A 13628-nucleotide genomic window follows, 5' to 3' on the forward strand; every position below is an offset into this window, starting at 1 on the left:
ATCAAACTTTGCACATAGAGTGAGTCGGCAATCGCTTGTATTTTGCGAATCACAGTGTTCCACTATTGATACAACCCATGAAGCTGCACGAGATAGGAGTCGGTCGATGAAGATCCTCTACGTCGACGTGGATTCATTGCGCCCCGACCATACGGGTCCTTACGGGTACTCCCGGGACATCACCCCGAATCTGGACGAGATGGCCCGCGAGAGCGTCATGTTCGACCGCTACTACTGCTCCGACTCCCCATGCCTGCCCTCGCGCACCGCGCTCACGAGCGGCACCCACGGCATCACGAACGGGGTGATCGGGCACTTCGGCAACGACGCCCGCTTCCGTCTCGATGCCGGCCACGCTCCCCACCCGACCCGCCCGCTCCTCGGCCAGGCCCTCAATGCGGCCGGCTACACGTGTGCCGCCGTCTCATCCTTCGCCGAACGGCACCGTGCCTACCACTTCATGGGCAACTTCCGCGAGAACGTCCAGGTCACGCCGGACATGGGCGACGAGCCCGCAGACATGATCACGGACGCGGCCCTTGACTGGATCGAGCGTCATCGCGATGTCGAGAACTGGTACCTCCACGTGACGTACTGGGACCCGCACACGGACTACCTCCAGGACGAATCGTGGACGGCGAAGGCCGCGGCCGCCGGACCCGCGCCCGCCTGGCCCGACCAGGAGGCGATCGACGCCCACGCCGAGGTCTACGGGCCGCGCAGCGCGCTCGACCTCCACTATTCGGGCGCTCCGCGGAAGTCGCGCGTGCCGCACAACATGCCGGACGAGATCCGTACCCGCGCAGATTTCGAGCACCTCATCAATGGGTACGACGGCGCCATCCACTTCTGGGACCACGAGTTCGGCCGCCTGCGCCGCCAGATCGAGGCAATGGGCCTGGCCGACGAGGTCGCCATCGTCGTCTCCTCCGACCATGGCGAGTCCTTCGGCGAGCTCGGCCTCTACGCCGAGCACGGCCTGGCCTCCGAGCCGGTCCACCGCCTGCCCATGGTCGTGCACTGGCCCGGGATCACCGACCAGCCGGGCGTCGCGGGAACCCGCAACGACGCGCTGCTGTACAACATCGACTACGCCCCGACCATCCTCGACCTCCTCGGCTTGGACCGGCCCGAGAAGTGGCAGGGCGCCTCCTACGCCGACGCCGTCCGCGGCGAGCGCATCGAGTCGCGCCCGTATCTCGTATGGGGCCACGGCGCCCACACGTACCAGCGGGCCGTGCGCACCCGGGACCACCTCTACATCCGCACGTATCACCCCGGGTGTTTCCGCGCCGAGCTCGAGTCGCTCTTCAACGTGACCCGGGATCCGTACCTGACGAACAACCTGATCGACATCGAACCCGACCTCGCCGCTCAGATGCGCTCCCACCTGTTCGAGTGGCTCGGCTTCTACGCAGGCTCGCCGGGCGCCCTTCCCGATCCGATGCAGGGCGCCCTCCAGGTGGGGCCGACGCTGTACAACCAGCCCGAGGCCTACGCCGAGCATCTCCGGAACACGGGCCGCGCCCACCTCGCCGACGATCTCATGGGGCGTCTCCATCCGCACAATGGCGCGACCCACGTCTCGTGGCACGCCCAGGTGCCCATCTCGCAAGAGGACCGGGCGCGCATGCGGCGGCGCTTCGAAGCCATGATGAGCACGTCAGAGTGACTGCTACACCACGTATCCTCCTCAATAGCACTGCCGACGAGCGGCCAAGGGAGGTAAGAGTGACACTGGCCCGGCTCGACGTCGTCCTTCTGGGGCTGCTCTCCACGGGGGATCGCACCGGCTACGACGTCTGGAAGTGGCTCGAGGCGCACGGGCCCTGGGTGGGGTATTCGGCGCGTACGTCGCAGATCTACAGGCAGCTCGGCAAGTTCGTCGAGTGGGACTGGGCCCAGCCGATCCTTGATCAGCGCGACTCAGGCCCCGACGCGAAGCTCTACCGCATCACGGCTGAGGGCCGGCGCAGGCTCGACGAGTGGATCGACTCCCCGTACGTGCCGTCCCGCCGCCCGCTCGATCCGGACTTCCAGGTCAGGCTCCGGTTCGCCGGCAGCACGAGTCCCGAGAAGGCGCTGGAGCTCGTCCGCATCGAACTCGAGTACCGCAAGCGTGCGGAGGAGACGTTCGATCGCTCCTTCGATCCAGTCCTCGTTCCCGCTGACGCATCAGCGGAGGATCTCGTCTGGCAGAAGGAATGGCATCTGATCCAACAGGACCGAGGCCACTACATGGTCTCGAACCTCATTGCGTGGCTCGAGGCGACCGAGCGGCGCCTCCAGGCCCAGATCCAGTCGCAGAGCAAGTAGACAGACGAGAGAAGCCATGGAACACAGCCCCAGCTGCTGCGCCGCGCCGCGGGCGCCGCAGCGGCTCCCGCTCTCACTGCATCCGAGGACGACGGCGGTTCCCCCGCCCCACGCGGTGCACCACGATGACGTCGACCTGCCGGGGGGCGCGTTCCTCATGGGCGACGCCTTCGGCGAAGGGTACCCATCCGATGGCGAGACTCCCGTCCACGCCGTCCGCCTCAGCGCATTCCGGATCGATGCCACCCAGGTGACCACCGCGCAGTTCGCGAAGTTCGTGGACGCAACGGGCTACCGCACCGAAGCGGAGGCCTATGGCTCCTCGGCGGTCTTCCATCTCCTCGTCAACGCGCCGCAATCCGACATCCTCGGCCGCGCCGCGGGAGCGCCCTGGTGGCTCAACGTCCGCGGCGCGGACTGGGCGCATCCGGCGGGGCCGTCGTCGCACTGGTCCGAGGTTCCGGATCACCCTGTTGTCCACGTCTCGTGGAACGACGCACAGGCGTATTGCCGGTGGGCGGGACGACGGCTTCCCACCGAGGCCGAATGGGAGTTCGCGGCGCGCGGCGGGCTCGCGGGGAAGCGCTACGCGTGGGGCGACGAGCTTCTGCCCGACGGCGAGCACCGCTGCAACAAATGGCAGGGAACCTTCCCGACGGTGAACACCGAGGAGGACGGCTTCCTCGGCACTGCTCCCGTGAAGTCGTTCCCCGCCAACGGGTTCGGCCTCTACGAGGTCGCGGGGAACGTGTGGGAATGGTGCAACGACTGGTTCCAAGTCAAGTACTACCGCAACTCGCCCGAAGAGAACCCCCAGGGCCCCACCATCGGGGCCGGCAGAGTCATGCGCGGCGGCTCCTACCTGTGCCACGAGTCGTACTGCAACCGCTACCGCGTCGCGGCCCGCACCTCGAACACCCCCGAATCGTCGAGCGGCAACTGCGGCTTCCGCACGGTCGCCCTGACCCCACAGCCTGACCCCACAGCCTGACTGCTAAGGACCCCCGTGAAGGCCATCGTCGTCCTCTTCGACACGCTCAACCGGGCCTATCTCCCGAATTACGGGTGCGATTGGACCCATCTCCCCAACTTCCAGCGCCTGGGGCGGAGGACGGCGACCTTCGATACCTGCTACGGCGGCAGCATGCCGTGTATGCCCGCCCGGCGCGAACTCCACACCGGTCGGTACAACTTCCTCCACCGGTCGTGGGGACCGCTCGAGCCGTTCGACGATTCGGCTCCCGAACTGCTGAGCGAGCACGGCGTCTATACCCACTTGGTGACGGACCACCAGCACTATTGGGAAGACGGCGGCGCCACGTATCACTATCGATTCAACTCCTTCGAGTTCTTCCGCGGGCAGGAGGGAGACCGCTGGAAGGGAGAGGTCGAGACCCCCGAGATCCCCGCATCCGTGAGCTGGCGGGGCAACGCGGCGTGGCGGCACGACTGGGTCAACCGCAAGTACATGTCTCGTGTGGAGGACCACCCGCAGACCAAGACGGTCAACGCCGGGCTCGAGTTCATCCACACGAACCGCGACGCCGACAACTGGATGCTGCAGATCGAGTGCTTCGACCCGCACGAGCCATTCCTCAGCTACGCCGAGCACAAGCAGCACTATCTCCATGATTACGCGGGCGATCACTTCGACTGGCCGGACTATCGCCGCGTTGTCGAGGACGATGCCGCCGTCGACCACGCCCGCCGCGAGTATGCCGCCCTCCTGACGATGTGCGACGCCTCGCTCGGCCGCGTCCTCGATGCCATGGACGAGCACGGGCTCTGGGACGACACGCTGTTCATCGTCATGACCGACCACGGGCTCCTGCTCGGCGAGCACGGCTGGTGGGGCAAGAACATCCAGCCGTGGTACGAGGAGAACATCCACACGCCGCTGTTCATCTGGGACCCCCGAAGCCAGATTCAGGACGAACGTCGGTCAGCACTCGTTCAGACCATCGACATAGCCCCCACGCTCCTGAGCTTCTTCGGGGCGCCAGTTCCGCGGGACGCGCAGGGACGCGACCTTGCCGTGACGGTCGCGACCGATGAGCGCGTGAGGGAAGCCGGCCTCTTCGGAAGCTTCGGTGGCCACGTCAACGTCACAGACGGCCGCTACGTCTACATGCGCACGTGCGATCGCCCGGACAATAAGCCCCTCTTCGACTACACGCTCATGCCGACGCACATGAACAGCCGGTACGCGCCGCGGGAACTCGAGGGAGCCAAGCTCGTCCCGCCGTTCGGCTTCACCAAGAACGTCCCGCTGCTCGAACTTGCGGGCCAGGGGATGGGTAACCCGCATTCGTTCGGCTGCCTCCTGTTCGACCTCGAGGACGACCCCCGCCAGGTCAATCCCGTCATCGACGACGAGCTCGAGCTGCGGATGATGGGCCTCCTCGTCGAGCAGATGCGCCTCAACGAGGCGCCGGCCTCCCAGTTCGAGCGCCTCGGCCTTCCCGCCGACGGGCCGGTGGGGCCAGAGCACCTGCAGGTGAGGAGACTCTGGGCAAAGGTCGCGACGAGCCAGGAGGTCCCGCCGGCTGCGGAGAGCTTCGCCTCGCCCCACGCCGGAGTCCTCACCCCGATTCGGGAACTGCTCGCGGACGAGGCGAGCCGCGCCGTCGTGCTCAAGAGCCTCCCCTTCGTCGAGGCACCCATGTTCCTCAAGCGGAACGGGGGCCTCTCGCCGTGGCAGCTCGCCGTGGTGATGCCGAGCATCAGCGCCAACGACCTCGCGAGCCTGCACGAGGAACTGATCTCGGGAGAGGCCGCCTCATGAGGCTCAACGTCCTGTGGATCATGAGCGACGAGCTCCGTGCCGACGCGATCAGCGCGTACGGAAACAGCCACCCCGAGATCCAGACGCCCAACATCGACAGGCTCGCGCAAGCCGGAGTGCTCTTCGAGTCGAGCTACACGGCGTCCCCGGTCTGCGTGCCGGCGAGGACGAGTCTCATGACGGGGCGGGGGCCAGACGAGACGGGCGTGTGGGGCAATGAGGCGTACGGAGACGGAGCGCACCCCATGGCGCCGGACCTCGTGACGTTCCCGGAGGTTCTCGCGGCGGCCGGCTGGACCACCCGGGACTTCGGGAAGGAACACCTCCCGCCCGGCATCTCACCGTGGCAGTCCCAGGATCCAGCGGGATCCAGCATGCGCGAACTCGTGCAGGGAGCACGGGAAACCGGGGAGAAGATCGTTCGGACTCCGGGTCTGGGGTTCCCCGTCGCGGGAACGTGGCCGGCCGGCAAGGACTATCCGCCCGAGGCGATCACACAGCGCGCCATCGCCGCCATGGCCGAGAGCGAGGGGCCGTTCCTCGTCAGGGCGTCCTACCTCCAGCCGCACACGCCCGTGATCGTTCCCGAGCCCTGGGCCAGCCGGTATGAGCACGTCGACTTCGCGGATGCCCCGGTCTTCACCGAGGGTACGAGCAGATTCGAGTCGCGGTTCGCGGAGGTCAACGCGGGGCATGCCATGGACGCCGGCGAGTTCCAGCGGGCGCAGGTCGCCTATCACGGCGCCGTCGCGTGGCTCGATGATCAGGTCGGCCGCCTCCTCGACGCCCTCGAGCTGCACGGCATGGCGGATCGCACCGTCGTCGTCCTCACTTCGGACCACGGCGCCCACCTCGGCGAGGACGGCGCTTTCGGCAAACACACGTTCGCCCCTCAGAGCCATCGGGTGCCGCTCATCGTCGTCGACCCTCGCCGCGCGCAGCCGGGAAGCCGCCGCTCTGACCTAGCCCACGGCACTGACCTCGCCCGGACCGTCCTCGGTTCGTGCCGCGTTCCCGCGCCCCGGCAGATCGGCGGCCGGGATCTCCTGGCCGATCCCGCGCCGGACATGATCATCAGCGCGATCGGCTACGGTGCGGCGGAGAGCCGCGCCTTCCCGAACCGCGGGATGGGAACAGGCCACGACGGCGGTGGGTGGCCTCAGCGGTTCTGCGTGCGGACCCGCCGCTATCGCCTCGACATGACGACGAGGGTCGATGGCCGGCGAGCCCGGCCGGGCGAGAGCGACGTGTTCTTGGCCGACTCCTGCGTGGACCCCCTCGAGCGGATCAACTATGCCGACGATCCGCGCTATCGGCCCGTCCGCGAGCGGCTCGAGGCCGCCGTTCGAGAACGCGCCGAGCGTGCCTTCCAGCCCGAAGACGACGCCGTGTATCGCGCCTTCACTCCTCCCGCTGCGGGTTAGATCCAGCGGGGGACTTGTGTGGCACCCATCACAGCTGTTAGTTTCTTTCTTAGAAAAAGAAATTATCCGATGTGCCCCCACCCTCTTCCTGTATCCCAATGGAGTGACAGAATGACCCAGCAGACCGCCGCCCTGTCTTCGGCGTCTGACAGACGTTTCCGCACCGTTCGGCCGGGCGTCGTCTTCTTCTTCGGTTCCCTCGGGGCCCTGATCTGGGGCTACGACAACGGCGTGCTCGCCGGTGCGCTGCTCTACATCAAGCCGGACTTCCATCTGACTCCCGTGGACACGGGCCTCATCGGCTCGTTCCTCTCCATCGGCTCGGCCACGGGCGCTTTGCTCAGCGGCCTGCTCGCGAACGCCCTCGGTCGCAAGAAGCTCATCTTCATCTCCTCGTTGGTCTTCATGGTCGGGATCCTGCTGGCCGTGATCGCACCGAACGCGGCCGTGCTCATGGCGGCCCGGGCCGTCCTCGGCTTGGGCATCGGCATCGTGGCGCTCTCGATCCCGCTCTTCCTCGCCGAGATCGCCCCGGCGCGGATCCGTGGGCGCATCGGTGCCCTCACGCAGCTCATGATCGCCTGCGGAATCCTCTCCGCCTACCTGACCAACTACGCCTTCTCCGAATCCCACGCATGGCGCGAGATGTTCGCCGTCATGCTGGTCCCGGCCGTCGTCCTAGCGGTCGGCGTGTGGGTCCTTCCCGAGAGCCCGCGCTGGCTGCTCAGCAGGGGGCGCGAGGATGAGGCGCGGGCCCAGCTCGCGCGCCAGGTGTCCGCGGAGGAGGTCGAGACGACGATGGCGGAGATGCGCGTGACGCTCGCCCATCGTTCGACTCCCTGGCGGCAGATGCTGCAGCCGGGCGTGCGGAAGGTCATCCTCCTCGCCATCGCGCTCGAGATGCTCACGCAGCTCGTCGGCATCAACACCATCACCTACTACGCACCGCTGATCCTGCAGAAGATCGGCTTCAGCGCCTCCGCCTCGATCCTCAACACGATCGGCTTCGGTGTGATCTCTGTGATCTTCACGGTCATCGCCGCGCGGGTGATCGACAAATGGGGTCGCCGCCCCATGCTCTACACGGGAGCTCTCGTGATGGCGGCGGCCATGGCGACCATGGCCATCCTGTCCTGGACGGTTGGCCTCACGGTGGGCGTGAGCGGCTTCATCGCGATCGCCGCCCTGTCCGTGTTCAAGGCGACCTACTCGCTCTCCTGGGGAACGGCGACGCGCATCGTCGTTTCGGAGCTCCTGCCGACCCGCATCAGAGGATCCCTGCAGGGCGTGGCCCAGCTGTTCAACTACGCCTCGACCTTCACGTTGTCCCTCGTGTTCCCCATCCTGTTGGCTGAGGGCAGTGGCCTCGCCTTCTCGTTCTTCGCGGTCATGGGGGTCGTGGCTTTCTTCGTGGCCTTCTTCGCCCAGCCGGAGACCAGCCGGCGGACACTTGAGGAGATCGAGATGGGCCTGGAAGCTCAGGCCGTCGCCGGCGCCCCCACGCCGTAGTAGAACTCCTCCAGCGCAACCGACGCCGCCCCGACAACGCCGGCTTCCGCGCCGAAGGAGCTCGGCTCGATCTGCAGGGCTTCGCGGAGCAGGGGGAACACCTGTTCCCTCGTCTCGGACCGCAGATCGGAGAGGAAGGCCTCGGACGCTTCGGACAGCGCGCCGCCGACCACGACAAGATCGGGGCTGAAGAGATTGACGGTACTGGCAAGCGCGGTTCCGAGGCCGGCAAGGGCCCGCCTCCGAATCTCCTGCACATCCTCCCTCTCGATCGCGAGGCGCTCGATCAGCGGGAGGGGATGTTCCCCGTCCGCCGGCTCGACGCCGAGGGCTCGCAGCTGTCGGAGCAGCGCTGGCTCCGAGACGATGGTCTCGAGGCAGCCGGTGGAGCCGCACGAGCAGCGCTCGCCCGACTCGAGGACGTGGATGTGCCCGAGTTCGCTGACGCCGTGGCTCCCGCCCCGGAACGGGGTGTCATGGAGGACGAGCCCCAGGCCGACGCCGGTCCCGACATAGACGAAGGCGAGGTTCGCAGCGCCAGCACCGAATCGGTTCTCCGCCAGCGCCATGGCTCGGACGTTGTGGTCGACGGCAGTCGGGAGGCCAGTCCGCCTCTCGAAGATCTCCGCCATGGGCACGTCGTGCCAGCCGAGATTGATGGAAAGCGAATTGGTGCGGTGATCCGCTTCCACCGCGCCGGGAGCCGCAATGCCCACGGCCATCAAGGGAGCCGGGGAGGCCTCAAGGACCTCGTTCTCCACCCTGTCCGCGATCTCGTCGAGGACGCTCTGGGCGTCTTGTCCGGGGTCGAAGGCGAATTCCACGGAGCCGGAAGAGCGGCCGATGGCATCAACGAGTCCGGCTCGGGCAAAGCCGACTCCAATCTGAACACCGCAGACGAGGCGAGCGTCCGGGACGAGGCGAAGGTCGATGGCGGGCCGGCCGATCCTGGCGGCTGCGTCGGTTCCGACCTCTTCGACAAACCCTCGATCGAGCAGTGGGGTCACTGTCTTGGTCACCGTCGTCGCGGAGAGTCCTGTCACGGAGGAGATTGCGCTCCGCGACATCCGGCCGCGCCTGCGGAGGAGCGAGAGGATGAGCCCGTCGTACCTGCCCTCGAGGGGCGGTTCCACGACGAAGCGGCCGCTTCGGAACCGGCGAGGGTTCTGGTTTTGGGCAGTGACGGTCACCACTTGAGTGTATCGCCCCGAGCAGTTATTTTTGTTAGTAGAGAAATTAAAGCAGATGCCCCCAAGTGCGGCCTCTGCCCCTACCTCGAGGTGGACGCCATGAGCATTGTGAAGCGACCAAATGTCGTGATGATCTTGACCGACGACCATGCCGCGCACTCCATCGGTGCCTATGGATCGATCGTGAACCAGACGCCCCGAATCGACGAGATCGCCGAGAACGGCTGGCGGTTCGAGAACTGCTTCGCCACGAATGCGCTGTGCTCGCCCTCGCGTGCCTCGATCCTCACCGGTACCTACAGCCACATCAACGGCGTCTCCACCCTCGTGACCCCGATCGACGCGTCCCAGCCCACCTTCATCAGCCAGCTCAGGGCCGCGGGCTATCGCACGGCGATGATCGGCAAGTGGCACATGGGCGACGGCGACGGGCACGATCCGCAGAACTTCGACTACTGGGACGTGGTCATCGAGCAGGGCGAGTACTGGAACCCCCGCTTCCTCTCCAAGGACGGGCTGCGCACCGAGAAGGGCTACGCGACGGAGATCATCACCGATCTCGTCCTGAACTGGCTCGAGTCCCTCGAGGGCGACGACCCGTGGTGTGTCCTGGTCTACCACAAGGCCCCGCACCGGCCGTGGCAGCCGGACGAGAAGTATGTGGGCAAGTACGCCGGCACGCCAATCCCCCTGCCCAAGACGTTCGACGACGACTACGCCACCCGATCCGCTTCCGCGCGCCGCGCGGCCGTGCGGCTCGCGGAGAACCTCAACCGCGAGGACCTCAAGGTCGACCCGCCCGCAGGGCTGACCTACGAGGAGGCCGCAGTGTGGAAGTACCAGCGCTTCATGGAGGACTACCTCGCCTGTGTGGACAGCGTCGACGACAATGTCGGCCGAGTCATCGACTGGCTGCGCGAGCGCGGCGAGTTCGAGGACACCCTGCTCATGTACGCCTCGGACCAGGGCTTCTTCCTCGGCGACCACGGCTGGTTCGACAAGCGGTTCATGTACGAGGAGTCGCTCCGGATGCCGTTCGTGCTCTCCTACCCGCGCAGGCTCTCCGGCGGCAAGGTGTTCGAGGGCATGGTCACCAACGTCGATATGGCCCAGACGATCCTCGACGCGGCCGGCGTAGGCCACCACCCGCGCATGCAGGGCCGCAGCTTCTGGCCCGACCTCCTTGGTGCACCCGAGCAGCCCCCGGCCGAGGGCGTCTACTACCGCTACTGGGAGCACGACGACGTCTACCACAAGGCCCCGGCCCACTATGGCTACCGGACCGAGCGCTACAAGCTCATCTACTTCTACAACGACGGCCTCGGCATCCCCGGCACCGGCCCCTTCACCTACCCGCCGGAATGGGAGCTCTACGACCTGCAGGAGGACCCCGAAGAGCTCCGCAACGTCTACGACGACCCCGCCTACGCCGAGATCCGCGAACAGCTCAAGGCGCAGATGTGGGCCGAGCAGGCGCGCCTCCTCGACCAGCCCCACCCGAGCCAGCCTGTCCCCGCCCTGCTGGCCGAAGCGAACGCACGATGAGCGCCCGCCCCAACATCGTCCTCATCCTCGCCGACGACCTCGGATTCTCGGACCTGGGCTGCTACGGCGGTGAGATCCGCACACCGAACCTCGACCGCCTGGGCCGGGCCGGCGTCCGCCTCTCGTCGTTCTACAACACCGCCCGGTGCTCGCCGTCGCGCGCCAGCCTGCTCACGGGGCGCCACCCGCACGAGACGGGAATCGGCATCCTCACGGACGACCAGCGCCCCTGGGGCTACCCCGGGAGCCTGAGCCCCGACGTCCCGACCGTCGCCGAGCACCTCCGCGCCGCCGGCTATGCCACGTGCCTCTCCGGCAAATGGCACCTCGCCGCCGACACCGCCGTGCCGAACGCCAGCTGGCCGACACGCAAGGGCTTCGACGAGTTCTATGGCATCCTCGGCGGCGCCGACGACTACTTCCACCCCCGCGGCCTCTTCCACAACGAGGAGCGGCTGGCCCCGCCCGGCGCGGGCTTCTATCTGACGACGGCGATCGGCGACCACGCCGCTGAGTTCGTCTCGAAGACGGCCGACGACGGAAAGCCCTTCTTCCTGTACCTCGCCTTCAATGCCCCCCACTGGCCGCTCCACGCCCCCGAGGACGTCGTGGCACCCTACGAGGAGCTGTACGCGGCGGGCTGGGACGCCTTGCGGCAGGCGCGGTACGCGCGCCTCCGCGAGGAGGGCATCCTCGGCGAGGAATCGGCGCTGAGTGAGCGCGACCCGTCGCAGCCGGCCTGGGGCGACGTCGCCGAGAAGGCCTGGGAGGCGCGCCGGATGGCCGTCTACGCGGCCCAAGTCGAGCTCATGGACACAGCCATCGGCCGCGTCCTCGACTCAACCGAGGCCGCCGGGGCGGCCGAGGATACCCTCGTCGTGTTCCTCTCCGACAACGGCGCCTGCGCCGAAGAGCTTCCTCCGGCGGACGCCCCGAAGTTCAGGGAGCGGCAGCCCCAGACCACCCTCGATGGGGTGCCGATGCAGCTGGGCAACGAACCGGTCATCTGGCCCGGAGCCGAGGACACCTTCAGCAGCTACGGGCAGGCCTGGGCCAACCTCTCGAACACGCCCTTCCGGCTCTACAAGCGCTGGATCCACGAGGGCGGCATCTCCACGCCCTTCATCGTCTCCTGGCCCGCGCGCCGCCTGGCCGAAACCTCGATCCGGCACACGCCCCAACAGCTCACCGACGTGCTCCCCACCATCCTCGAGGCAGCCGGAGTCGCCGTACCCGGCGACTTGCCCGGTCAATCGATGCTGCCGTCCCTGGCCGCTGGCCAAGCGCCCGACGACGGCCATCCCCTCTTCTGGGAACACATCGGCAACGCGGGGACGCGCGAAGGCCAATGGAAGCTCGTCCGCGAAGCTGAACAGGACTGGGAACTCTACGACGTCCGGACTGACCGCTCCGAGCTGCATGATCTTGCCGCGGACCACGCGGACGTGGTCTCATCGCTCGCCGAACGGTGGGAGGCCTGGGCACAGGAGGTCGGAGTCATCCCGTGGCCGCAGGTCAAGGCAGGCGCGGCCCCCTCGCCGAGTACCGAGCCGGCCGGCGTCGAACCGAGGAACATCGGGCGACCGCGATGACCTCCTTTCGGGAGAGGGTGAGCCCCCTATGCTGGGAGGGGGTTAGGAGAGCGAGCACATGGACGGACGCAGTCGGGGGCAGCGTGGCGAGGGCCGCGTCACCCTGACAGAGGTCGCCGAGCGCGCTGGCGTCTCGCGGTCCGCCGTCTCCTTTGTGCTCAACGGCCGAACCGATCTGCGGCTTTCGGCTGACACCTCGGCCCGCGTCCGCCGTGCCGCCGAGGAACTCGGCTACAGCCCCAATGCGACCGCCAAGACGTTGCGCACCGGAAAGTCGGGTACCGTCGCGCTCGTGTCCGACTTCATCGGCACGACGTCGGTCGCGAACTCGATGGTGCGCGGCGTCCTTGAGTCGCTTCACGACGCCGACACGCTGCTGTACATGGTGGACAGCCAGGGGGAGCCGTCCCTCGAGGAGAGGCTCTTGCGGAGCCTCATTGACCGAGACGTCGACGGGATCATCTACGGGTCCATGTTCACCCGCACTATCGCCGTGCCGACACTGCTCCGAAATGCGCCGTTTGTCCTCCTGAACTGCGTGTCGGAGGACTCCGACACGACGGCGGTGATTCCCGACGAGGTCGGTGCCGGGACGACGGCGGCGACGGCCCTGCTCTCTGCCGGCCACCGCGATCGCATCTGGTTCGTCGGAGTCTTCCCTCCGGGAATCACGGGGGGCGGCTCCTGGCACGGCTGGAGTCCCCTCGCCCTCACCGAGAGGCTTCGGGGGATCGACGCGGCACTTGCGGCGGCTGGCACCGCGCTCGCGGGCAGGGCTTCAGTCGACGGCGACTGGGATGTGGCCGGCGGGCGAAGCAGTGTTGCCAAGCTCCTCGCTTCGGGCGCCGCCCCGTCTGCCCTCATCTGCGTCAACGACGCGGTGGGGCTCGGCGCCTATCAGGCGCTCCAGGATGCCGGGCTGCGGGTGCCCGACGACGTCTCCGTGATCGCCTTCGATGGCAGTCCTCTCGCGACGGCTGTGCGGCCCGCCCTGACTTCCGTGGCCCTGCCCCACGAAGCGCTGGGCAGGCTCGCGGCTCAGCTGCTGCTCGACCGCGAGGCCGCGCCGCGCATTCATCGTGTGCCCATGCCGCTGGCGCCCGGAGGATCAGTCTCCGCGCCGCGGTCGGTGCGCTGAGCCCTCCAACGCAATCCGTTGATTTTTACAAACATTGATCTTGACACGTGCTATATCGGTATAGCACGATGATGTGACGCCGACGCAACTCTCTGGTTCGTTCTTGGCGCTCCACTCGGCAATCCGACT

General features: G+C 67.4%; 10 protein-coding genes. 9 read left to right on the top strand and 1 reads right to left on the bottom strand.

Annotation, left to right across the window (positions count from 1 at the left end; all coding sequences use genetic code 11):
- Positions 1–106 precede the first annotated feature (106 nt).
- From SPF06_RS12895 to SPF06_RS12920, 6 genes are all read left to right on the top strand, one after another.
- The gene (locus SPF06_RS12895) at positions 107–1672 is read left to right on the top strand and encodes a sulfatase family protein (protein ID WP_323279478.1); all 1566 of its coding nucleotides are present in this window, start codon (positions 107–109) and stop codon (positions 1670–1672) included.
- A gap of 59 nt (positions 1673–1731) precedes the next feature.
- A complete protein-coding gene (locus SPF06_RS12900; RefSeq protein ID WP_323279479.1) occupies positions 1732–2316 on the top strand; it encodes a PadR family transcriptional regulator in 585 nt (194 codons plus the stop codon).
- Positions 2317–2332: 16 nt separating this feature from the next.
- A complete protein-coding gene (locus tag SPF06_RS12905; protein ID WP_323279480.1) occupies positions 2333–3307 on the top strand; it encodes a formylglycine-generating enzyme family protein in 975 nt (324 codons plus the stop codon).
- Between the two features lie 15 nt (positions 3308–3322).
- The gene (locus tag SPF06_RS12910; protein WP_323279482.1) at positions 3323–5101 is read left to right on the top strand and encodes a sulfatase; all 1779 of its coding nucleotides are present in this window, start codon (positions 3323–3325) and stop codon (positions 5099–5101) included.
- Entirely contained in the window at positions 5098–6525 is a 1428-nt protein-coding gene (locus SPF06_RS12915; protein WP_323279483.1) for a sulfatase-like hydrolase/transferase, read from the top strand. The genes SPF06_RS12910 and SPF06_RS12915 overlap by 4 nt, the downstream gene beginning before the upstream one ends.
- A 111-nt stretch (positions 6526–6636) precedes the next feature.
- Positions 6637–8034 carry a sugar porter family MFS transporter gene (locus tag SPF06_RS12920; RefSeq protein ID WP_323279485.1) on the top strand — a complete coding sequence of 466 codons (1398 nt, stop codon included), beginning with the start codon at positions 6637–6639 and terminating at the stop codon, positions 8032–8034.
- On the opposite strand, the gene SPF06_RS12925 is transcribed toward SPF06_RS12920, so the two are convergent.
- Complete coding sequence (locus SPF06_RS12925; protein WP_323279487.1) at positions 8004–9224, bottom strand: ROK family transcriptional regulator; 1221 nt, start codon at positions 9222–9224, stop codon at positions 8004–8006. The two genes, SPF06_RS12920 and SPF06_RS12925, sit on opposite strands and share 31 nt — an antisense overlap.
- Positions 9225–9323: 99 nt before the next feature.
- On the opposite strand from SPF06_RS12925, the gene SPF06_RS12930 reads away from it, so the two are divergent.
- The 3 genes from SPF06_RS12930 to SPF06_RS12940 are packed head-to-tail and all read left to right on the top strand — an operon-like array spanning position 9324 to position 13499.
- The gene (locus SPF06_RS12930) at positions 9324–10769 is read left to right on the top strand and encodes a sulfatase family protein (protein WP_323279488.1); all 1446 of its coding nucleotides are present in this window, start codon (positions 9324–9326) and stop codon (positions 10767–10769) included.
- The gene (locus SPF06_RS12935; RefSeq protein ID WP_323279490.1) at positions 10766–12361 is read left to right on the top strand and encodes an arylsulfatase; all 1596 of its coding nucleotides are present in this window, start codon (positions 10766–10768) and stop codon (positions 12359–12361) included. The genes SPF06_RS12930 and SPF06_RS12935 overlap by 4 nt, the downstream gene beginning before the upstream one ends.
- Before the next feature lie 58 nt (positions 12362–12419).
- Positions 12420–13499 carry a LacI family DNA-binding transcriptional regulator gene (locus SPF06_RS12940; RefSeq protein WP_323279491.1) on the top strand — a complete coding sequence of 360 codons (1080 nt, stop codon included), beginning with the start codon at positions 12420–12422 and terminating at the stop codon, positions 13497–13499.
- The last annotated feature ends 129 nt before the right edge of the window (positions 13500–13628 follow it).

Source organism: Sinomonas terricola (assembly GCF_034931225.1).
Lineage (GTDB): Bacteria > Actinomycetota > Actinomycetes > Actinomycetales > Micrococcaceae > Sinomonas > Sinomonas terricola.